15 protein-coding genes and 2 pseudogenes are annotated in these 21,148 nt (G+C 71.5%); 6 read left to right on the top strand and 11 right to left on the bottom strand.

The window, feature by feature from the left end:
* Positions 1-453: 453 nt before the first annotated feature.
* Together BMY07_RS19510 and BMY07_RS19505 are read right to left on the bottom strand one after the other, a co-directional pair.
* Positions 454-2,067 carry a methyl-accepting chemotaxis protein gene (locus BMY07_RS19510; protein ID WP_092780344.1) on the bottom strand — a complete coding sequence of 538 codons (1,614 nt, stop codon included), beginning with the start codon at positions 2,065-2,067 and terminating at the stop codon, positions 454-456.
* 125 nt (positions 2,068-2,192) lie between these two features.
* On the bottom strand, positions 2,193-3,596 hold the full coding sequence (locus BMY07_RS19505) for a histidine kinase (protein ID WP_245782502.1): 1,404 nt from the start codon (positions 3,594-3,596) through the stop codon (positions 2,193-2,195).
* A 201-nt stretch (positions 3,597-3,797) separates the two neighbouring features.
* Between BMY07_RS19505 and pabB the strand changes: the two genes are divergently transcribed.
* From pabB to BMY07_RS35470, 3 genes and pseudogenes are all read left to right on the top strand, one after another.
* Positions 3,798-5,858: an aminodeoxychorismate synthase component I gene (pabB, locus tag BMY07_RS19500; RefSeq protein WP_092780338.1), complete on the top strand. Its 2,061-nt coding sequence runs from the start codon at positions 3,798-3,800 to the stop codon at positions 5,856-5,858.
* Positions 5,859-5,965: 107 nt separating this feature from the next.
* Positions 5,966-7,012: pseudogene (locus BMY07_RS35475) on the top strand (glycerophosphodiester phosphodiesterase family protein); the annotation flags it as partial.
* A complete protein-coding gene (locus BMY07_RS35470) occupies positions 6,998-8,005 on the top strand; it encodes a glycerophosphodiester phosphodiesterase family protein (RefSeq protein ID WP_245782530.1) in 1,008 nt (335 codons plus the stop codon). The pseudogene BMY07_RS35475 and the gene BMY07_RS35470, both read left to right, overlap by 15 nt.
* A gap of 61 nt (positions 8,006-8,066) precedes the next feature.
* On the opposite strand, the gene pgl is transcribed toward BMY07_RS35470, so the two are convergent.
* From pgl to tkt, 6 genes are all read right to left on the bottom strand, one after another.
* Positions 8,067-8,780, bottom strand: coding sequence for a 6-phosphogluconolactonase (pgl, locus tag BMY07_RS19490; RefSeq protein ID WP_092780332.1), 714 nt, complete (start codon positions 8,778-8,780; stop codon positions 8,067-8,069).
* Positions 8,777-9,904: a glucose-6-phosphate dehydrogenase assembly protein OpcA gene (gene opcA / locus BMY07_RS19485; RefSeq protein ID WP_092780329.1), complete on the bottom strand. Its 1,128-nt coding sequence runs from the start codon at positions 9,902-9,904 to the stop codon at positions 8,777-8,779. Before opcA ends, pgl begins: the two co-directional genes overlap by 4 nt.
* Positions 9,905-9,974: 70 nt before the next feature.
* Positions 9,975-11,507 (bottom strand): glucose-6-phosphate dehydrogenase, encoded by a 1,533-nt coding sequence (gene zwf / locus BMY07_RS19480; protein WP_092780326.1) that lies wholly within the window; start codon positions 11,505-11,507, stop codon positions 9,975-9,977.
* The gene (locus BMY07_RS19475; RefSeq protein ID WP_092780323.1) at positions 11,504-13,129 is read right to left on the bottom strand and encodes a glucose-6-phosphate isomerase; all 1,626 of its coding nucleotides are present in this window, start codon (positions 13,127-13,129) and stop codon (positions 11,504-11,506) included. Before BMY07_RS19475 ends, zwf begins: the two co-directional genes overlap by 4 nt.
* 26 nt (positions 13,130-13,155) lie before the next feature.
* Positions 13,156-14,265, bottom strand: coding sequence for a transaldolase (tal, locus tag BMY07_RS19470; RefSeq protein ID WP_092780320.1), 1,110 nt, complete (start codon positions 14,263-14,265; stop codon positions 13,156-13,158).
* Entirely contained in the window at positions 14,262-16,379 is a 2,118-nt protein-coding gene (gene tkt, locus BMY07_RS19465; protein ID WP_425426328.1) for a transketolase, read from the bottom strand. Before tkt ends, tal begins: the two co-directional genes overlap by 4 nt.
* A 320-nt stretch (positions 16,380-16,699) precedes the next feature.
* Between tkt and BMY07_RS19460 the strand changes: the two genes are divergently transcribed.
* The 3 genes and pseudogenes from BMY07_RS19460 to BMY07_RS35465 all read left to right on the top strand — a co-directional run bounded on the left by BMY07_RS19460 (position 16,700) and on the right by BMY07_RS35465 (position 18,572).
* Positions 16,700-17,647 carry a heme o synthase gene (locus tag BMY07_RS19460; protein WP_092780317.1) on the top strand — a complete coding sequence of 316 codons (948 nt, stop codon included), beginning with the start codon at positions 16,700-16,702 and terminating at the stop codon, positions 17,645-17,647.
* Between the two features lie 526 nt (positions 17,648-18,173).
* Positions 18,174-18,329, top strand: a pseudogene (locus BMY07_RS36235) (peptidoglycan-binding domain-containing protein); the annotation flags it as partial.
* A gap of 93 nt (positions 18,330-18,422) precedes the next feature.
* A complete protein-coding gene (locus BMY07_RS35465) occupies positions 18,423-18,572 on the top strand; it encodes a peptidoglycan-binding protein (RefSeq protein ID WP_245782501.1) in 150 nt (49 codons plus the stop codon).
* A gap of 60 nt (positions 18,573-18,632) precedes the next feature.
* Here the strand turns inward: BMY07_RS35465 and BMY07_RS19450 are convergent, their stop codons facing one another.
* The 3 genes from BMY07_RS19450 to BMY07_RS19440 form a co-directional block, all read right to left on the bottom strand.
* Entirely contained in the window at positions 18,633-19,298 is a 666-nt protein-coding gene (locus BMY07_RS19450; RefSeq protein WP_092780311.1) for an HD domain-containing protein, read from the bottom strand.
* A 76-nt stretch (positions 19,299-19,374) separates the two neighbouring features.
* On the bottom strand, positions 19,375-20,028 hold the full coding sequence (locus BMY07_RS19445) for a hypothetical protein (RefSeq protein WP_092780308.1): 654 nt from the start codon (positions 20,026-20,028) through the stop codon (positions 19,375-19,377).
* On the bottom strand, positions 20,028-20,987 hold the full coding sequence (locus tag BMY07_RS19440; protein ID WP_092781081.1) for a hypothetical protein: 960 nt from the start codon (positions 20,985-20,987) through the stop codon (positions 20,028-20,030). The genes BMY07_RS19445 and BMY07_RS19440 overlap by 1 nt, the downstream gene beginning before the upstream one ends.
* Positions 20,988-21,148 lie beyond the last annotated feature (161 nt).

The raw sequence follows: 21,148 nt of genomic DNA, 5'->3' as shown, positions 1-21,148 counted from the left end.
CACAACCAGCCCCTCTACGACGTTGGCCCCACCGCGCTCCTCGGATCCGCTGGTGCCAAGCCGGCTCGATGGGGCGGACTTGTTTTGTGTGGGGGGGACGGCACCCGTAGCGTCGTTCGCGGCAGGGCCTGCTTTTCGGCCCCTGCTTTGCGGTTCTGCCCGGGTGTCGTAGGGCCCCGCACAAAACAAGTTCGCCCCATCGAGCTCTTCGCCTTCTCGCGCCCCACCGCAATGCCGAAGGCGAGCCGTCGACCGTCGACGCCGCAGGCGAGACCGAGAGCCGCCCCTCAAGATCAAACCGCCCCAAGCGCCCCCCGATATACAGCTTACCGAGAGCCACCGACAAGCCGCTCCCAGCGAACCACAGAGCGAACCACAGACTGTGGACAACCCACCACCGACAGACAGCTGCCCCGCGTTCACGAGGAACGCGGGGCAGCGGTTGGAGCGAGATCAGTAGCGGAACGCGCTGATCAGGGTGCGGAGGTCGGCCGAGGCCTCGCTCAGGGTCTCCGCGGTGCGCTTGGCGGCGCTGGCGGCGGAGCTGGTGTCCTCGGTGGCGGTGGCGAGTCCGCCGATGCCGTTGCCGATCTGGACGACGGCGTTGGCGGTTTCGTGGACGTTGCGGCTCATCTCGGCGGTGGTGGCGGTCTGCTCCTCGACGGCGGCGGCGATGACGGTCTGGGTGTCGCAGATGGAGCTGACGACCTGGCCGATCTGGTGGATGGCCGAGGTGGCCTCCGCGCTGCCCTGCTCGATGGCCTTGATCCGGCGGATGATGTCCTCGGTGGCCGTCGCGGTCTGCTGGGCCAGTTCCTTGACCTCACCGGCGACCACGGCGAAGCCCTTGCCGGACTCGCCCGCGCGGGCCGCCTCGATGGTGGCGTTGAGGGCGAGCAGGTTGGTCTGCTCGGCGATGGAGCTGATCAGCTTCACCACGGCGCCGATCTCGGCGGTGGCCTCACCCAGGGCGGCGACGGCCAGGTTGGCGGTCTCGGTGTCGCGGACGCCGTCGGTGGCGACGTCGGCGGCGCGGCTGGCGTTCTGGGTGATCTCGTCGATCGCGGCGCGCATCTGCTCCGAGGCGCTGGCCATCGCGGTGACCATGTTGGACACGTCGGTGGCGGTCTCGTTGATCGAGTTGGCCTCCTGGCTGGTCTCGCCCGCGGTCTCGGCCAGCTTGCCGCTGACCGTGGTCAGCTCGCTCGACGCCCCGGCGACCTCCTCGGCGCGGGCGGCGACCCGGCCGATGAGCTCCTGGGTGCGCTCGGCGAGCAGGTTGAAGCCGGTGGCGACCTCGCCGAGCTCGTCGGCGCGGCCCTGCTCGATGCGCTGGGTCAGGTCGCCACCGGCGATCCCGGCCAGCCCGGCGCGCAGCCTGCTCAGCGGCTTGGTGATCGAGCGCACCAGCAGCACGGTCAGCCCGGCGCCGGTGAGGAAGGCCGCGATGGCCAGCAGGATGGTGGTCAGCACGCCCTCGTCGGCGCGGGTACCGGCCATCGCGATGGCCGCCGCCGACTCCTTCTCCACGTCCTGGACCAGCACGTCGATCCGCTCGGCGATCTTGTTGAAGATCTCGATCTCGTCGACAGCGACCAGCTCGTTGGCCTTGAGGTAGTCGGCCCACGCGCCGGAGCGGTAGTCGCCGACGATCTGCTCGTCGAGCTTCATGAAGTCGCCGAAGAGCCCGGAGATGGTGGTGACGTCGGCGCTCTGGTCGGCGTCGAGGCCGAAGGCCTGCAGCGCCGCGAGCTCCTTGCGGAACGACTCGGCGGAGGCCAGGAAGGTGGCCCGCGCGCCGGTCGTGTCACCGGTGGCGTTGGGCACCGCCCGCATCACGTCGAAGGCGTAGGCGGTCTGCCAGCCGTTGAAGTCACCGGACCGGAACTTGACCTGCATCGCCAGCTGGGTCAGTTGCCTGGCCCTGGCGATCTCGTTCGCGGACTCGCGTTCGCGCTCCATGCCCGACACCGCGACCGTCGCCAGTGCCGCGAGCAGCACCAGCAGCACGGCCATCGCCGCGCCGACCCGTACACCGACCCGCAGGTCCGAGATTCGCTTCAGCATGTGCCACCGTTCCACTCGCGCGGCCATTGCCGCGGGTCTTGGCTCAGATCGCCAGGCCCTTCGGCGGGTGGTGGTGGTACTTGAGGCGAACGCACCGACATGCCCCGATTGCGCTATCGGGCCGGTCAGTCCGCCAGCGGGTACCTGGCCCTGACCTCGAAACCGCCGTTGTCGGTCGGCCCCGCGTGGAAGGTGCCGCCGAGCAACCCGGCCCGTTCGCGCAGCCCGAGCAGGCCGTGGCCGCCGGAGGGCAGGGTGCCGACGTGCCGCCGCCGCGGCGGGTCGTTGCGGATCTCCACGACCAGGGCGTCCGCGTCGGCGACCACCCGGACCGAGGTCCACGAGCCCGCCGCGTGCTTGCGCACGTTGGTCAGCGCCTCCTGGACCGTCCGGTAGGCCGCCCGCGACACCGGGCCGGGTGTCTCCGCCGGGCAGGCGTCCATGGACAGCCGGACGTCGGCGCCCTGGGTCAGGTCGGCGATGTCCTCCAGGCCGGGCTGGGCCTCGTCGTCGTCCACCCCGGACCGCAGCACCCCGACCAGCTCGCGCAGCTCCTCCAGGGTCTTGGTGCTCAGCGACCGGATGGTCTCCGCGGCCTCCCTGGTGACCGGGTCGCGCACGTCGACCTGCATGGCGCCCGCCTGCATCGCGATCAGCGTCACCTGGTGGGAGACCACGTCGTGCATCTCCCTGGCCAGCTTCGCCCGCTCGGCCGAGCGCACCGTCGCCGCGTGCAGCCGCTTCTCCCGCTCGCGGCTTCGGGCCAGTTCCTTGAGCCGGGTGGACAGCTCCTGGCGCACCGCGAACAGCAGCCCGATGGCCACCGGCATGCCTGCCACCAGCACCCCGTAGACCACGTCCCGCAGGTGCTCGCGCCAGGTCAGGTCCAGGAACGCCGACCACGGCCACAGCATGAACCTGCTGACCCCGACCAGCGCCGCGCCCACCGCGGTCTGCCAGCTGATCAGCTGCCGCCTGGCCAGCGTGCCCAGCGCGATCATCGCCGAGAGCTGGGCCCAGCCCGCGAAGAAGCCGGGGATGGTGATCAGCAGCGCCACCAGCGGCACGTGCCTGCGCAGCAGCATCGCGGGCAGCGTCAGCCAGGACAGCCAGTGCGAGTACCACGCGGCGTCCCCGTTCATCCCCGCGTACACGTCGAGCGCGGCGACGATCAGGGCCAGCGCGTCCGAACCCAGGTCGCGGACCGCCTTGCGTTCGCGCAAGCGGGCCAGCGCGAGCGGTAAGCGCAACCGGGGCAGGGTGCCCGCGGTGAGCCGGGACCGGCGCTGGGGTGGTTCGGTGCTCTCGGGGCGGGCCTCCGGGCCGACGCTGTCGGGGGTCAGCATGGGCGTCCGCACGTCCGCGCCTCCTCCCGCGCCCGGACCGGGATCCGCGGCGACGACGTCACCCGGGGTGGGGTTCGCCGCCACCCGGGACCGGTCGTGCCCGCCCGCGCGCTGGGAGGGGACGCCGCCGCGGGCGCTACCATTCTCCCGGTCCTGGGCCGGGCCGCTCCGGCGCTGTGGCATGGAACGCCCTTCCTGCGACGACCTGCCGCACGGTGCTTCGCCAGCGGAGCCGGGTCGCGGCGTCGCGGGGGTGGGTCGGTGTGTGGTGTGTCGTCACCCATCAAGACAGACAACACCGGCTCCGGGACGGCGCCCGCCCAACAACTGTGCGGGAGCAAACGCACGGTGCCCGATCGGAGCAGAGGGGAGGCGGCACGCCAGGTGCGCACGCTCATCGTCGACAACCACGACTCCTTCACCTACAACCTCTACCAGGCACTCGCCCGCCTCGACGGTGCCAGGCCCACGGTGGTGCGCAACGACGAGGACTGGGACCTCGGCGGTCTGGTCGACTTCGACAACGTGGTCATCTCCCCCGGTCCCGGTCATCCTGGCGTGCCCGGTGACTTCGGTCTCAGCCGGGCCGTGCTCGCGGCCGCGCGGCAGCCGCTGCTGGGGGTGTGCCTCGGTCACCAAGGGCTCTGCCTCCTCGCGGGCGCGCGCGTCGAGCACGCCCCGCAGGTGCGACACGGGCGGCTGTCAGAGGTACACCACGACGGGCGGGATCTGTTCCACGGTTTGCCCTCTCCGATGCGAGTCGTGCGATACCACTCTCTTGCCGCGGTAGACCTCCCGGACGCTCTAGAGGCAACGGCGTGGAGTGACGACGGTGTGCTGATGGGGGTCCGGCACCGCGAGCGCCCGGCCTGGGGCGTCCAGTTCCACCCCGAGTCGGTCGCGACCGAGCACGGCGTCGACCTGCTGGCCAACTTCGAGGCGATGACCAGGCGGTGGTGGACCCGGCACCCGAGGGAGTCGGTGGCGGTCCGGTCGGCCCCGGTGCCCGCGCCCGCGGTGGTGGCGCCGGAGCCGGTGGCCGGGGTGGTGGTCGTGCGGACCACGGTCGCGGTCACCGCCGAGGAGGCCTTCGCCGAGCTGTACGGGGACTCGGCGCACGCGTTCTGGCTGGACAGCGCCGCGGACGGGCGGTTCTCCTTCCTCGGCGACGCGAGTGGCCCGTTGGCCAGGGTCGCCACCGCCGACGTGGCCGCGGGCACGGTGACGATCACCAGCGCCGGGGGAGTGGAGGTGGTCGAGAGCGGGTTCCTGGACTGGCTCGACGCCGACCTCGCCGCGTACCCGGTGACCGCGCCGCCGCTGCCGTTCGACTTCGCCCTGGGCTGGGTCGGGTACCTGGGCTACGAGCTGAAGGCCGAGTGCGGCGGCGACCGGGCGCACCGCGCGGCCGACCCGGACGCCCAGCTGGTCTTCGCCGACCGGGCGCTGGCGTTCGACCACGAGACAGGTGAGGTCTATCTCCTCGCGCTTGCCGGTGACGAGGACTGGCTTAGCGCTACCGCCGCGCGTTTGGAGCAGGTGCCCGCGTTGGCGCTACCGGTGTCTCCGGCCGTAGAGGTCGAGTTGACCGCGCGGCACGACCGGCCCGAGTACCTCGCGATGATCGCCGAGTGCCAGCGCGCGATCGGCGACGGCGAGACGTACGAGGTGTGCCTGACCAACGAGCTGACCGGGTCCGCCGACATCGACGCGTGGGACACCTACCGGGTCCTGCGCCGCGCCAACCCGGCCCGCTACGGCGCGCTGCTGCGCCTGGGCTGCCTGTCGGTGCTGAGCACCTCACCCGAGCGCTTCCTCACCATCACCGCCGACGGCACCGTGGAGTCCCGCCCCATCAAGGGCACCCGCCCGCGCGGCGCGACCCCCGCCGAGGACGAGCGGCTGCGCCACGACCTGGCCACGGGGGAGAAGGACCACGCCGAGAACCTGATGATCGTCGACCTGGTCCGCAACGACCTCGGCGTCTACGCGGAGATCGGCTCCGTCGAGGTCCCCGGCCTGTTCGAGGTCGAGACCTACCCCACGGTCCACCAGCTGGTCAGCACCGTCCGCGCCCGCCTCGCCGAGGGCGTCTCCGCGGTCCGCTGCGTCCGCGCCGCCTTCCCCGGCGGCTCCATGACCGGCGCCCCGAAAGAGCGAACGATGCAGATCATCGACCGCCTCGAACACGGCCCCCGCGGCATCTACTCCGGCGCCATCGGCTACTTCTCCCTCACCGGCGCGGCCGACCTGAGCGTGGTGATCAGGACCATGGTGCTGCGCGACGCCCAGGTGTCGTTCGGCGTCGGCGGCGCGATCATCGCCCTGTCTGACCCGGCGGCGGAGTTCGAGGAGACAGCGGTGAAGGCGAAGACGATGGTGGACGTACTGGGTGCCCGGTTTCCGGGGCGGGTCCCGTTGAGCGGCGGCCGGTCGCTGGGCTGAGGGGACCGCAGGGCGGTGGGGTGATCGCGGGTGGTGGCGGTCGGGCGTTCGGCTGGGGGTCATCCGGGGGTCATGGGGTGTCTCCTTTGGGTTGTCAGGATCCGGCCATGACGACCCCTTCTCTGTTCGTGCGCGCCGGTGTGGTGGCGGTGGCCGCGCTGGCCGTCGCCGCCGCGGTGCCCGGTGCGGCCGCGGCGCACCCGCGGCAGCGTGAGTTCGACCTGCAGGCGCACCGCGGTGGGCTCGGGTTGCGGGTGGAGAGCAGCCTGAGCTCCTTCGGCAACGCGCTGCGCCTGGGTGTCAGCACCCTGGAGCTCGACGTGCAGATCACCGAGGACGACCAGGCCGTGGTCACCCACGACCGCCGCGTCGACGGCCGCAAGTGCCGCGACACCGCCCCCGTGACCGCGGGCGACCCGGAGTTCCCCTACGTCGGCAAGTACGTCAACACCCTCACCCTCGCCCAGGTCAAGACCCTGGACTGCGGCTCGACCCCGCTCGCCGGGTTCCCGCGCCAGGAGCTGACCCCCGGGTCGCGGATCCCGCTGCTGAGCGAGGTCTTCGCGCTGGTCGAGCGCTACGGCGCCGACGACGTGCGGTTCAACATCGAGACCAAGGTCGAGGCGGGCGCCCCGCAGGAGACCGCGCCGCGGGAGAAGTTCGTCCAGATCACCGCGCGGGAGGTCCAGGCCGCCGGGGTGTCGCGCCGGGTGAGCATCCAGAGCTTCGACTGGGGCTCGCTGATCCGCATGCGCCAGGTCGCGCCCCGGCTGCCCGTCGTCGCGCTGACCAACTACGACTTCCTGCAGACCGGTCAGCCCGGCAAGTCCCCGTGGCTCGGTGGCCTGGACATCGACGACTTCGGCGGCGACCCGGTCAAGGCCATCAAGACCTTCGGCGCCACCGCGTTCTCCCCGGTGCACGGCTTCCCCCAGGGCGGCACCGTCAACGACCCCGGCTACCGCCCGTACGTCACCGCCGACCTCGTGCGCCACGCCCACCGCAACGGGATCAAGGTCATCCCGTGGACCGTCGACGACGTCCCCACCATGGCCAAGCTGATCGACGACGGCGTGGACGGCCTCATCACCGACTACCCGGACCTGCTGCGCGGCCTGCTCGCCCGGCGCGGCTACCGCCTGCCCAAGGCCCACGCCTCCCCGTTCGACGTCCAGGGCCACCGCGGCGCGCGGGCCGTCCGCCCGGAGAACACCCTCGCCGCGTTCCGCTACGCACTGGCGAACCCCGCGGTGTCCACTGTGGAGCTGGACACCGGCATCACCGAGGACGGCGCCGTCGTCGTCATCCACGACCGCACCATCAACGGCTCGCACTGCGTCGACACCGCCCCGGTCCGCCCCGGCGACCCGGAGTTCCCGTACGTGGGCAAGCGCGTGCGCGACCTGACCCTCGCGCAGGTCAAGACCCTCGACTGCGGCTCGAAGACGCTGGCCGAGTTCCCGCGCCAGGTCGCCGTTCCCGGTGAGCGGATCCCGACGCTGGCCGAGGTGTTCGCCGCGGCCAGGGTCCGCTCCGACATCCGGTTCAACATCGAGACCAAGATCAGCCCCACCGCCGACGACACCGCGCCGTACGAGGTGTTCACCCGCAAGGTGGTCGGCGAGATCAGCCGCGCCAACGTGATCGACCGCAGCACCCTCCAGTCGTTCGACTGGCGCACCATCCAGCTGTCCAAGCGGATCCAGCCCCGCCTGGAGACCGTGGCCCTGGTGTGGCAGTACGGCCCCGCCGAGTGCGCCACCATCGCCGACGAGTGCTCCCTGCAGGCCGTCTACGGCAACCCCGCGGTCAAGTCCCCGTGGACCGGCGGCCTCGACTGGTGGAAGTCGCGCGACCTGGCCAGGCTGGTCCGCCAGTCCGGTGCCTCGACCGTCTCGGCCAACTGGCAGGTCCACGACCCCGCGCAGCGCACCGTCACCAGCCCCGACTGGTACCTGCGCCAGGACCCGTCCTACTTCCACGGCCCCGACATCGCGGGCCTGCACCGCAAGGGCCTCAAGGTGGTCCCCTACACCGTCAACGACGAGCCCACCATCCAGCACGTCATCGACCTCGGCGTCGACGGCCTCATCTCCGACGACCCGGATCTCTTGATCTCGGTGGCCAAGCGCAACGGGTTGCGCTAAACCACGAACGACAGTGGCCGCACCTCGAAGTTGAGGTGCGGCCACTGTCGTGTATGGACTGTCAGCGCCCCGCGGCTGCCTTGTCCAGCAGCCAGAGGGTCAGCTCGCGGCCCTGCGCGCCCGCCGCCGGGAGGTCCACTTCGGACGCACCGGACAGCGCGGTGGTGACCGCCTCGGCCTTGCTGGTGCCCGTGGTCATCAGCCACACCTGCGACGCCTGGCGGGCGGCCGGGAGGGTGAGGGAGATGCGGACCGGTGGCGGCTTCGGGCAGTCGCGGACCGCGACGACCGTGGCCTCGGTCTCGTGGACGGCGGGGGAGTCCGGGAACACCGAGAGCGTGTGCCCCTCCTCGCCCACCCCGGCCAGCAGGATGTCGAGCGTGACGCCGTCCAGCTCCTTGGCGTAGGCAGCCGCGGCCAGGTCGGCGTCGTCGCCGTACGGGCCGTCGGACGGGGCCACCGCGTGGATGCGGCCCTTGGGGATCTTGATGTGGTCCAGCAGCGCGGCCCTGGCCTGGGTCTCGTTGCGGTCAGGGTGCTTGCCGGGCAGGAACCGCTCGTCACCCCAGAAGATGTCCACGGCGGACCAGTCGATCGCGGTCGCCGCCGTGTTCACCCGCAGGTGCTCCAACACCGCCGTGCCGGTGCGGCCGCCGGTCAGCGCGATCGCGACCGAGGGCTGGGTGGCCTGCAGGTCGGTGATGGCCGTGACCAGCCGGGCCGCCGTGGCGCTGGCCAGCAGCGGTGGGTCGGTGTAGACGATCACGCGGTTCATGACTTCCCCTTGCCCGCCCTGGCGGGCGTCCTGGTGGAACCCGCCGCGCGCGGCTTCTTCGCCGCGCTCGGCTTGCCATCCCCGTTCTTCGACCCGGCGCTGCTGGACTCCTTGGCCGACAGCGTGGCCTGGGCGTCCGCGGCGGTCACCACGGGGGCGTCGTCGGCGACGGGCGGTGCCTTCGTCGGCGTCTTCACCGGCGTGCGGCCGCGCACGACCTTCGCCAGCCCCTTGAGGGTCTCCTCGTAGGGCTCGTCCGGGTCGAGCCTGCGCAGCTCCTCCGACAGGCAGTCGCGCACCTCGCGCCGCTGCAACGCCACCCGGCGGGCGGGCTGGCCCGGCTGGGTCAGCGTGCCGACCTTGCCATCGGGCCGCAGCAGCTCCACCGGACCGGACTTGCGCTGCAGCGCCACCGACACGATGCCCTGTCCGTTGGCCGCCTTCACCCGGCGCACCGGCACGTTCAACCGCGCCGCCAGCCACCCGGCCAGCAGGTCGGTCGACGGCGAGTCGGCCTCACCGGTCACCGTCGCGTCGGTGACCTTCTCGTACGGCGGCAGGTCCAGCGAGGCGGCCAGCACCGCGCGCCACAGCGTCAACCTGGTCCACGCCAGGTCGGTGTCGCCCTCGGCGTAGTGCTTCTGCCGGACCTCCAGCGCCTTGATCGGGTTGCGCTCCGCGGCCGAGTCGGTGATCCGGCGCTGCGCCAGCCGCCCGATCGGGTCGTCGGCAGGCCGGGCGGGCGCCTCGAACGGCCACCACGCCACGACCGGCGCGTCCGGCAGCAGCAGCGGGATCACGCAGCTGGCACCGGCGTCGGCGAGCGCGCCGTAGAGCCGCAGCACCAGCACCTCGCTGGCGCCCGCGTCCCCGCCGACCCGGATCTGCGCGTCCAGCCGGGCCGCCGCCTTGCGCGCGCCCCTGGCGACCACGATCACCCGGCACGGGTGCTCCCGGCTGGCGTCGTTGGCCGCGTCGATCGCGTCCTCGGTCTTGGCGCCGTCGTCGGTGACGATCACCAGGGTCAGTACCCGGCCCAGGGTGGTCGCGCCGCCCTGCTCGCGCAGGTGCACCAGCTTCGAGTTGACCTGCGAGGTGGTGGTCGAGGGCAGGTCGATGATCACGGTCGCCTCCTGTGCGATCGCGGGACACCCGCACCCGGTCGGCAGCCGGGGTGCGGGACTCGGGCGTCGCTCACGGGCGCCTCCAATGACGGCCGGTGCGGGAAAGCATCTTGTCGGCGGACTCAGGACCCCAGGTACCCGACGGGTAGCCCTCCGGCTTGCCGGTGGTCTTCCAGTACTTGAGCACCGGCTCCAGGATCTCCCAGGACAGCTCGACCTCCTGGTTGACCGGGAACAGCGACGGCTCGCCGAGCAGCACGTCGAGCAGCAGCCGCTCGTAGGCCTCCGGGGAGGACTCGGTGAACGAGTGCCCGTAGCTGAAGTCCATCGACACGTCCCGGACCTCCATGGCGTTGCCCGGCACCTTCGAGCCGAACCGCATGGTCACGCCCTCGTCCGGCTGCACCCGCACCACCAGGGCGTTCTGCCCCAGCTCCTCGGTGGCGGTGTCGTCGAAGGGCAGGTGCGGGGCGCGCTTGAACACGACCGCGATCTCGGTGACCCGCCTGCCCAACCGCTTGCCGGTGCGCAGGTAGAACGGCACCCCGGCCCAGCGGCGGGTGTTCACCTCCAGGGTGATCGCCGCGTAGGTCTCGGTGGTGGAGTTCTTGTCGAACCCCTCCTCCTCCAGCAGACCGGGCACCTTCTGCCCGCCCTGCCAGCCGCCGAGGTACTGCCCGCGCGCGGTGGTCTCGCCGAACGGCCCGACCGCCTTCGTGGCCTCGAGCACCTTGGACTTCTCGGTGCGCAAGGCCTTGGGGCGGAAGGAGACCGGCTCCTCCATCGCGGTCAGCGCCAGCAGTTGCAGCAGGTGGTTCTGGATCACGTCCCGCGCGGCGCCGATGCCGTCGTAGTACCCGGCGCGACCGCCCAGGCCGATGTCCTCGGCCATGGTGATCTGCACGTGGTCGACGTAGTTGGCGTTCCAGATCGGCTCGAACAGCTGGTTGGCGAAGCGCAGCGCCAGCAGGTTCTGCACCGTCTCCTTGCCGAGGTAGTGGTCGATGCGGAACACCGAGTCCTCGGGGAACACGTCGTTGACGATCTTGTTGAGCTGCCGGGCGCTGGCCAGGTCGTGGCCGAACGGCTTCTCGATCACCACCCGCCGCCACTGGTCGGCGCGCTGCGGCTTGGCCAGCCCGGAGCGGGCCAGCTGCTGGGTCACCACCGGGAACGCGCCGGGCGGGATCGACAGGTAGAACGCGTGGTTGCCGCTGGTGCCGCGCAGCTCGTCGAGCTCGGCGACGGTCTCGGCCAGCTTGTCGAACGCGGCGTCGTCGTCGAAGGTGCCCTGCACGAACCGGAACCCCTCGGCGAGGCGGTCCCACACCTGCTCCCGGAACGGGGTGCGGGCGTGCTGCTTGACCGCCTCGTACACCACCTGCCCGAAGTCCTGGTCCTCCCACTCCCGGCGGGCGAACCCGACCAGCGAGAAGCCGGGCGGCAGCAGCCCGCGGTTGGCCAGGTCGTAGATCGCGGGCATCAGCTTCTTGCGGGACAGGTCCCCGGTCACGCCGAAGATCACCAGCCCGCACGGTCCCGCGATGCGCGGCAGCCGCTTGTCCCGCTCGTCGCGCAGCGGGTTCACCCAGGCGCGGGTCACCGACCGACCTCCGCCAGCGCCTCGACCAGCCGCGCCAGCCCGGCCGCGCGGTCGGTGAAGTGCAGCCGCAGCACCGGCCTGCCGTGGTCGGCGAGCACCTGCCCGTCGCCAAGCGCCTGCGCCAGCTGGAGGCTGCCCAGGGTGTACGGGCGCTCCGGCACCGCGATGTCCTGCTCCACCGCGCCGGTGATCTGCAGGAACACGCCGTTCTGGTGCCCGCCCTTGTGGTACTGCCCGGTGGAGTGCAGGAACCGAGGCCCCCACCCGAAGGTGGTCTGGAGCCCGGACGAGCGGGCCAGCTGCGTGCGCAGCAGCACCGCGGAGGCGTCGTCGAGGCGGTCGAGGTAGACCTGCACCGACACGTACCCGGCGGCCGGGGCGGTGGCCAGCAGCGCGTGCACCGCGCCTGCCAGCGAGTCCGTCCCCGCAGGCAACAAACCCTCGGACGGGTGAACCTCGACCGGGCCCGAGACGAACGCGGGCGCCGGGGCGGCGGAGTCCGACGAGTCCAGCAGCGCGCGCGCCGCCTTCTTCGCCGCTTCCACGTCCGGCTGGTCGAACGGGTTGATGGCCAGCAGCCTGCCGACCACCGCCGTGGCGTACTCCCACAGCAGGATCAGCCCGCCGAGGGTGCCGGTGGTGCCGAGCACGGCGCCGTCGGCTGGCGAGCCGATCGACACCGCGGTCGCGTCGTCGCCCGCGTTCGAGAACCCGGGCGACTGCGGGGTTTCCACGACGACCGGCAGCAGACCGGTGCCGCCCTTGCCGGTGGACTCGGCCACCAGCTGCTCGGCCCAGTCGCCGAAGCCCTTGATGCCGGAACCGGTGTCGGCGAGCACGACCTTCTCCGCGCCGCGCGCGTGCGCCGCGCCCAGCGCCGAGGCCAGCACCAGCGCCGGGTTGTCGTCGCTGTCGGCGGACAGGACGGCCACCGCGGCCTCGGCCTCGTCGAGCAGACCGGCGACGTCCGCGCCCGCCAGCCCGGCGGGCACCAGGCCGAACGCGGTCAGCGCCGAGTAGCGGCCACCCACGTCCGGGTCGGCCTGGAACACCCTGCGGTACCCGGCCTCGACCGAGGTCTTCTCCAGCGGGGAGCCCGGGTCGGTGACCACGACGATGTGCCGCGCCGGGTCGAGGCCCTCCTCGGCGAAGGCCGCCGCGAAGACCCGCCGGTGGCTGTCGGTCTCCACAGTGGACCCTGACTTGGACGACACCACCAGCACGGTACGGGCAAGCTCGCCCGCGAGCGCGTCGGCGACCTGGCCGGGGTCGGTCGTGTCCAGCACGACCAGCGGGACCCCGGCGGTGGCGGTGATGACCTCGGGGGCGAGCGACGAGCCGCCCATGCCCGCCAGCACCACCCGGTCGACGCCCTCGGCGGCCAACTCCGCGCGCAGGGCGTCGATCTCGGCGAGCAACGGGCGCGAGCTGGTCGCCAAGGAGGTCCAGGAGAGGCGGACGCGCGCCTCCGACTCGGCGTCGGGTCCCCACAGCGTGGGGTCCTGCGCGGTGAGCCGGGACGCCACCCGGTCCTCGACCAGTTGACGCACGAGCGGGGCCGCCTCCTCGGCGAGCCGCTCGTCAACGATGGAAATTGCGACTTCTCCGGGGTGCGCTGCCATCTGCGGCGTCAGCCTCTCCTGGGTCCCTAGCTCTTGGCTGTGTCTAGCTGGCCCTGGACCGTCTCGAGCAACTCGGCCCACGACTTGTCGAACTTCTCCACGCCCTCGGTCTCGAGGACGCGGTAGACGTCGGCGACATCGATCCCGACCGCGCTGAGCCGGTCGTAGACCGCCTGGGCAGCGTCGGCGGTGCCCGTGACGGTGTCACCCGTGATCTTGCCGTGTTCGGCCACCGCGTGCAGCGTCTTCTCCGGCATGGTGTTGACCGTGTCGGCCACCACCAGCTGGTCGACGTACAGCGTGGGGGAGTAGTCCGGGTTCTTCACCCCGGTCGACGCCCACAGTGGACGCTGCCGGTTCGCGCCGTCCGCGGCGAGGGCGTCCCAGCGCGGGCCCTGGAAGACCTCCAGGAACGCGGCGTACGCCAGGCGGGCGTTGGCCACGGCGGCCTGCCCGCGCAGCGCCTTCGCCTCGTCGGTGCCGATCCCCTCCAGCCGCCCGTCCACCTCGGAGTCCACACGGGACACGAAGAAGGACGCGACGGAGTGGATCGAGCGCAGGTCGTGCCCGTTGGCCTTGGCCTGCTCCAGACCGGCCAGGTAGGCGTCCATCACGGCCCGGTACCGCTCGACGGAGAAGATCAGCGTCACGTTCACGCTGACCCCCTCGGCGAGGGTCCTGGTGATCGCGGGCAGGCCCTCCTCGGTCGCCGGGATCTTCACCAGCAGGTTGGGCCGGTCCACGGTCTTCCACAGGTCGAGCGCCTCGGCCGCGGTGGCGTCGGTGTCGCGCGCCAGGCCCGGGTCCACCTCGATGGAGACCCGGCCGTCGACGCCGCCGCTGCGCTGGTGCACGTCGCGGAACAGGTCGCAGGCGTTGCGCACGTCGGTGGTGGTCAGCTCGCGGACCACGTCCGCCAGCGACGCGCCGCGCGCGGCCAGCTCGCGGACCTGCGCGTCGTAGGCCTCGCCGTCCGACAGCGCACCGGCGAAGATCGTCGGGTTGGTGGTGACGCCCACCACGTGCCTGTCCCGGATCAGCTCGGCGAGGTTGCCGGAGGTCAGCCGCTCGCGGGACAGGTCGTCCAGCCAGACGGAGACCCCGGCGTCGGAGAGCTGCTTGAGGGTGTCGGTCACTTGTCGCCTCCAGTCTTGTCGATGGAGCGCTTGGCCGCCGCGACGACGGCCTCGGTGGTGATGCCGAACTCGCGGTAGAGGGTCTGGTAGTCCGCGGACGCGCCGAAGTGCTCCAGGGACACGATCTCGCCCGCGTCGCCGGTGAACCGGTGCCACGGCTGGGCGATCCCGGCCTCGACCACCACGCGCGCCTTGACCGCGGGCGGCAGGACCGACTCGCGGTAGGCCTGGTCCTGGGCGTCGAACAGCTCGATCGAGGGAACCGACACGACCCGCGCGGCCACGCCATCCCCGGCCAGCACATCCGCGGCCTCGACGGCGATCTGCAGCTCGGACCCGGTGCCGACCAGCACGATGTCCGGTGTGCCCTCGGTGTCGCGCAGGACGTACGCGCCCTTGGCGACGCCCTCGCGGGCCTTCTCCCTGGTGCCCTCGAGCACCGGCAGGTTCTGCCTGGTGAGCGCGAGGCCGACCGGGGCGTCGTGCTGCGCGAGGATCGCGCGCCACGCGGCGGCGGTCTCGTTCGCGTCACCCGGGCGCAACACGATCAGGCCGGGGATGGCGCGCAGCGCGGCCAGGTGCTCCACCGGCTGGTGGGTCGGACCGTCCTCGCCGAGCCCGATCGAGTCGTGCGTCCACACGTAGGTGACCGGGAGCTTGCTCAGCGCGGCGAGCCGCACCGCGGGCCGCATGTAGTCGCTGAACACCAGGAACGTGCCGCCGTACGGGCGGGTCGGGCCGTGCAGCACGATGCCGTTGAGGATCGAGCCCATGGCGTGCTCGCGGACGCCGAAGTGCAGCGTGCGGCCGTACGGGGTGGTGTTCCAGTGCGCGGTACTGGCCGAGGGCGGGCCGAACGAGTCGGCGCCCTTGATGGTGGTGTTGTTGCTCTCGGCCAGGTCGGCCGAGCCGCCCCACAGCTCCGGCAGCAGCCCGCCGATGGCGTTGAGCACCTCGCCGGAGGCCTTGCGGGTGGCCAGGCCCTTCGCGTCCGGCTCCCAGCTGGGCAGGGCCTCGTCGAAGCCCTCGGGCAGCTCGTAGGCCTGCGCCCGCACGAGCAGCGCGTGCCGCTGCGGGTTAGCCGCCTTCCACGCGTCGAACGACTTCTGCCACTCGGCGTGCGCCGCCTCGCCGCGCTTGGCGACCTCGCGGGCGTGCGCGAGCACCTCGGGCGCGACCTCGAAGGTCTGCTCCGGGTCGAAGCCCAGGATCTTCTTGACCGCCGCGACCTCGTCGGTGCCCAGCGCGGCGCCGTGCGCCTTGCCGGTGTTCTGCAGCGTCGGCGCGGGGAAGCCGATCACGGTGCGCAGCAGGATGAACGAGGGGCGCCCGGTCTCCGCCTTCGCGGCTTCCAGCGCCTCCAGGATCCCGGTGACGTTCTCGCCGCCCAGCACTACCTGCACGTGCCAGCCGTAGGACTCGTACCGCTTGGCGGTGTCCTCCGACAGGGCGACGGCGGTGTCGTCCTCGATGGAGATCTTGTTGTCGTCGTAGACGACCGTGAGGTTGCCGAGCTCCTGGCGGCCCGCGAGCGACGACGCCTCGCTGGTCACACCCTCCTCGATGTCACCGTCGGAGGCGATCACGTAGACGTGGTGGTCGAACACGCTCTCGCCCGGCGCGGCGTCGGGGTCGAACAGCCCGCGCTCGCGGCGCGCGGCCATCGCCATGCCGACCGCGGAGGCCAGGCCCTGGCCGAGCGGACCGGTGGTGATCTCGACACCCTTGGTGTGGTTCACCTCCGGGTGACCCGGGGTCTTGGAGCCCCAGGTGCGCAGCGCCTTGAGGTCGTCGAGCTCGAGGCCGTAGCCGGAGAGGAACAGCTGGATGTACTGGGTGAGGCTGGAGTGACCGGCGGAGAGCACGAACCGGTCGCGGCCGATCCAGTGCGGGTCGGTCGGGTCGTGCCGCATCACGCGCTGGTAGAGCGCGTACGCGACCGGGGCCAGGCTCATCGCCGTGCCGGGGTGGCCGTTGCCGACCTTCTGGACCGCGTCCGCGGCCAGCACCCGCGCCGTGTCGACCGCCCTGCGGTCGAGGTCGGTCCAGTCCTGCGGCAGCGTCGCTCGGGTGAGTTCGGTCAGGTCGGCGGGCAGTTCACTACTGACGGACACGGACTTCGGCTCCTACTTCCACGTCTGGCGGAATCGTCGCGCACAGTCTCCCGCATCCGGGCTGGATCGATCCCGGCAACCGGCGACTCGGCGGATCCGCGTGTCATCCCTGGTCCGGTGACCAGCCTAGTCGCCAACTGCTCGGGGTGTGATCTCCGACCGTCCCCTGGCGACACCCGGCCACCCGATACGGGTACCCGGATACCGCGCGGTTAACATTTCCCTCGGTGCCGCGGCCCTCCCCGCGGTGTGGAATCGATCGCGGTGACCGGGGTTACACCAGGTCGCGGCGGATCGCTGAAGGACCAACGAGGAGCGAGATGTCGTCGGTGACCCCCGTGCCCGTCGACACGAAGGCAACCCCGGGTCGGTCCGACTTCCGCACGGTGCTGCGCGCCTACGTGGCGCTGACCAAGCCGCGCATCATCGAGCTGCTGCTGGTCACCACCGTCCCGGCGATGCTGCTCGCCGCGCGCGGGATCCCGTCGCCGTGGCTGGTGCTCAACACCCTCATCGGCGGCACGATGGCCGCGGGCAGCGCCAACGCGCTCAACTGCGTGGTCGACGCCGACATCGACGCGGTGATGAAGCGCACGTCCGCCCGCCCGCTGGCCAGGCACGCGGTGCCGACCCGCAACGCGCTGGTGTTCGGCCTGGTGCTGGGCGTCCTGTCGTTCGGCTGGCTCTACGCCACCACCAACCTGCTCGCCGCCGCGATGGCCGTCGGCGCGATCGTGTTCTACGTCCTCGTCTACACGATGCTCCTCAAGCGACGGACGTCGCAGAACATCGTGTGGGGCGGCGCGGCGGGCTGCATGCCGGTGGTCATCGGCTGGTCCGCGGTCACCGGCGACGTCGGCTGGCAGGCCCTGGTCATGTTCGGCGTCATCTTCTTCTGGACCCCCCCGCACTTCTGGGCCCTGGCGATGAAGTTCCGCGACGACTACGCCAAGGCAGGAGTGCCTATGCTGCCGGTGGTCGCGACCCCGCAGCACGTCGCGAAGCAGATCGTTGTCTACTCGTGGGTGATGGTGGCGTGGACGCTGTTGCTGGTGCCTGCCACGGGGTGGGTCTACACGGTGTTCACGGTGGCGGCGGGGGCTTGGTTCTTGGTGTTCGCACATCGGTTGAACAGCGCGGTGCGGCGGGATAAGCCGACTAATCCGATGAAGTTGTTCCACCTGTCGAATACTTATTTGACGGCGGTGTTCGTGGCGTTGGCGGTGGACTCGGCGTTGTCGTTGCCGGTTGCCGGGTGGCCGTTCTGAGGCTTGGTCGCTTGGGGTGGGTTGATCTTGGGGCCGCTTGGGGCGGTTGATCTTGTGGGTGGGGGTTGTCCACAGGGTGGTGGCTTGCTCTGCCCGGTTTGTCGGTGTTGCCCGGTAAGCTGTATATCGGGGGCTGCTTTGAGCGGTTTGATCTTGAGCTGGGGGTAGGCGGCTCTCGGTCTCGCCTACGCCATCGACGGAACCGCCTCGCCTGCGGCATTGGCCCGGGCGCGAGTTTCGAGCTGTGCTCGATGGGGTGGACTCGTTTTGTGCGGGGCACCTGCACCCTCCTGGGAAGAGCACAAAGGCGGGGCCTGAAGAGACGGCCCTCCCCCGCGCGGAGAGCTTACGGATGCCGCCACCCCACACAAAACAAGTCCGCCCCATCGAGCCGGCTTGGCACCAGCGACTCCGAGGAGCGTTGTTCGGCCAACACCTGAGAGGGGCGTGTTGGGACCAACGATTGTGAGGGCCGGGTGGGGACCATCGCCTGTGAGGGACGTGTTGCAGGTCAAGCCGGGGCAGCGTGGGGGGACCGTGCTGGCGTTGCAGTCTCAATCTGCGCAAGCGCGGGTACCCGCTGGTCGGTACCGGTAGCTACCAGGGCAATACCCTCGCGGCCGTCCGCGATTTCCAGCGGGCGCACGGGATCGAGGACAGTGGGATCGTCGGCCCCAAGACCTGGCGGGCGTTGCTTGCCGACACCTATACCGCCAGTGACATCGGGGCGCGGCGTGGTGCGCGGCTCCTTCCGGGGGCTCGGGATCGGGGTGCGGTGATCGAACTGCGGGCGTACCTGGAGGCGATCTCCCCGTACCAGGGGGCCACCGGGGCGGAGGACTGGTACGGGCCGGGGCTTCAGGGGCTGGTGCGGGACTTCCAGCGGCGGTCGGGGATCAAGCCCAGTGGGATCGTCGGGCCGTAGACCTGGTTGGCGCTGGGGCGGGCGGTCGCCGTCACGGGTGGGTTCTCCTGCTGAGGGAGCTCAGGCCACGGCGGTGAGGAGGCGCTCGACGGTGGGGTCGTCCAGGGATTCCTGGATGCACTGCCAGAGGGTGAGGTTGGCGGTGGCCCAGCGGGAGTACGCGGCCGCCGCGGCGGGGGAGTAGAAGTAGAAGCCCTCGTCGTGGGGGTCGCGTTGTTCGCCGACGATCTTGTCGGCCAGTTCGCGCAGGCTGACGCCGTTCTCGGCCAGGTAGCGGTGGGCCAGGACGACCGGGGTGACCGGGAGCGCCTTGAACAGGGTGTCGGCGTCGCTGAGGGCCTGGGACTCGAGGGTGATGTCGCGGTGGCGGGTGCGCATCTCGGCCTCGTCGACGATGGCGTCGATCCAGTGCGCGACCTCGGGTCCCACGCCCGCGGCGGCGAGGATCGACAGGCGCAGACCGCTGCCCGCCGCCGCGGTGGAGTTGCGGCGGACGAGGTAGTTGACGTCGTGCACCAGGGCGGCGGTCTCCACCACCGCGACGTCCGAGCCGTTGCCCGCGGCGAACTCGGCCGCCTTGTCGCGCACGAAGCTCACGTGGTGCCAGCCGTGGAACGGCAACCGGGCCGCGTGGCGCTCGCACAGGGCGCGGACCTGGCGCTCGACGGCGGTGATCGTGGGTCGCGCGATGGTGTCGGACACCGAGGCGGTGCTGGATGCGGACATGCCGACCTTCCCCTTCCGTTGGACAAACGGGTGGGGCGATGCTATAGGCCGTCGCCGGTGGGGACGGTCGGCTCCGTCACAGCAGGCCGGTGAGCTCCCCCAGCCGGGCCTCCACCGGCACGTGCCGGTGACCGGTCCCGGTGGTCGGGTCCCAGGACAGGCTCCACCGCCGCACCGGGCGCGACTTGACCAGGAACGTCATGGTGCCGTCCTGCGCGCGCGGGATGCGGTGGAAGTCCTGCGCCACCAGGAAACCGGAGTCCCCGGCCACGCACTCGGTGCGCGCGGTCAACCGGACCCCGGTGATCAGCCCGGTGTCGGCGTCGGTGGTGGTCGTGTAGCGCTCGTGCCGGTAGCCGCCCCGCAGGATCACGGTGCAGAAGTGGTAGCGGTGGTTGTGCACCGAGTCCGCGTACCCCGGCCGCCACTCGTGCCGCGGCTTGTACTCGTGCAGCCAGAAGGTGAACGGTTCGTCGGCGTGGTCGCGCAGGCACCAGGCGAAGTGCGTCGTGGTCTCCCGGGAGCGCGCCGCCAGCGCCTCGGCGTGCCGGGGGTCGAGCTCGGCGAGGTGGCGGCGCAGCACCGCGCGCAGCACCGCACCGTCCACCCAGGACGACACGCCCCGGTAGACCTCGGACCAGCGCTGGGGTGGGTCGGCTCGGGTGGGTTCGATCTCGCGCATGCGCTGTGCCAGCTGGGACAGCGCGGGCACCGGGGAGGACACGGGCATCAGCTCTCAAGCTCGGCTTTGGTGGAGAACTCGTGGCGGAACTGGTGGAACTTCGCCTCCAGGTCGAGGAACTCGGCCTCGGACAGGGAGGAGCCGGTGATCGTCGCGAAGTGCGCGCAGAACTCCGCGCGGCTGGTGTCGGGGGTGAGCACGAAGCGGTGCGCCTCGCGGGCGGCGTGCACCCTGGCGAACTCCGCGCGCTGCATGTCGTAGATGAACGAGCCCTCGGAGAAGCGCAGCGTGCGCGGGTACAGCGACGGCGCGCCCGCGACGGCGCTGTAGAGGGTGATCCACACGCAGTCGTCGAACAGCTCCACCCGGTCCAGCGGCGGGTCGGCGATGACGGTGACGTCGATGCCCGCGCAGCGCGCCCGCGCCAGGTACAGCCCGACCAGGCCGATCCGGATCTCCTCGTGCAGGGCCAGCTGGATCTTCTCGAAGTCCGCGCTGGCGCCCTGGTGCCTGGCCTGGTGCCGGGCCCTGCCGCTGATCGCGCCGCGCTCGCGCGGGTCGGCCAGCACCGCCCGCACCTCCCACTGGGCGGGCGAGAGCAGCATCCGCGCGGCGGCGTAGCGGCCGGAGAAGCCGCGGAACCACAGCTGCCTGGTCTGCCGCAGGTCGGACATGATCAGCGCGTTGAACGCGCGGTCCGGCTCGGTGCTCGCCTCGAACACGTGGGTGGGGAAGAACTCCTGGTTGAGCGAGCGGTACTCCGCGGACAGCTCACGCAGGGCCTTGCGGCTCTCCTCGATCACCGGGGTGAGCATGGCGCGCTGCGCGGCGCTCGCGGTGATCAGCGTCTGGCCGAAGCCCACCACCGCCGACACCAGGGTCCCGGTGCCCAGCGCGGTCAGCAGGTTGCGGCCGAGCCCGGGGGCGAGCTCGTTGGACACCCACATCGACAACCCGGACACGACGAGCAGCACGACCAGCAGCAGGCCGGTGCGGGTCCAGAACATCTCCTGGATCGGGTGGGTGCGGCGGACCGTGCCGTCCGCGGACAAGGTAGGTCACCTCCTTGGCGCACCCGCACGGCAGCGATGGGTGTACGAACGGGGGCTGTGAGTCACTTTACGCCGCCTGGCCAGGGAATTGGTTGCGAACATCGGGTGAGGGCGGT

It is taken from the genome of Actinokineospora terrae (genome assembly GCF_900111175.1).
Taxonomy (GTDB): Bacteria; Actinomycetota; Actinomycetes; order Mycobacteriales; family Pseudonocardiaceae; genus Actinokineospora; species Actinokineospora terrae.
This window is presented reverse-complemented; position numbering and strand designations above follow the sequence as displayed.

Bases quoted from the DNA above. Each gene is read 5' to 3' on its own strand.
- BMY07_RS19440 (WP_092781081.1), bottom strand. From the start codon at position 20,987: ATGTTCTGGACCCGCACCGGCCTGCTGCTGGTCGTGCTGCTCGTCGTG.
- BMY07_RS19475 (WP_092780323.1), bottom strand. From the start codon at position 13,129: ATGGCAGCGCACCCCGGAGAAGTCGCAATTTCCATCGTTGACGAGCGG.
- BMY07_RS19460 (WP_092780317.1), top strand. From the start codon at position 16,700: ATGTCGTCGGTGACCCCCGTGCCCGTCGACACGAAGGCAACCCCGGGT.
- BMY07_RS19510 (WP_092780344.1), bottom strand. From the start codon at position 2,067: ATGCTGAAGCGAATCTCGGACCTGCGGGTCGGTGTACGGGTCGGCGCG.
- BMY07_RS19445 (WP_092780308.1), bottom strand. From the start codon at position 20,028: ATGCCCGTGTCCTCCCCGGTGCCCGCGCTGTCCCAGCTGGCACAGCGC.
- BMY07_RS19505 (WP_245782502.1), bottom strand. From the start codon at position 3,596: ATGCCACAGCGCCGGAGCGGCCCGGCCCAGGACCGGGAGAATGGTAGC.
- BMY07_RS19450 (WP_092780311.1), bottom strand. From the start codon at position 19,298: ATGTCCGCATCCAGCACCGCCTCGGTGTCCGACACCATCGCGCGACCC.
- pgl (WP_092780332.1), bottom strand. From the start codon at position 8,780: ATGAACCGCGTGATCGTCTACACCGACCCACCGCTGCTGGCCAGCGCC.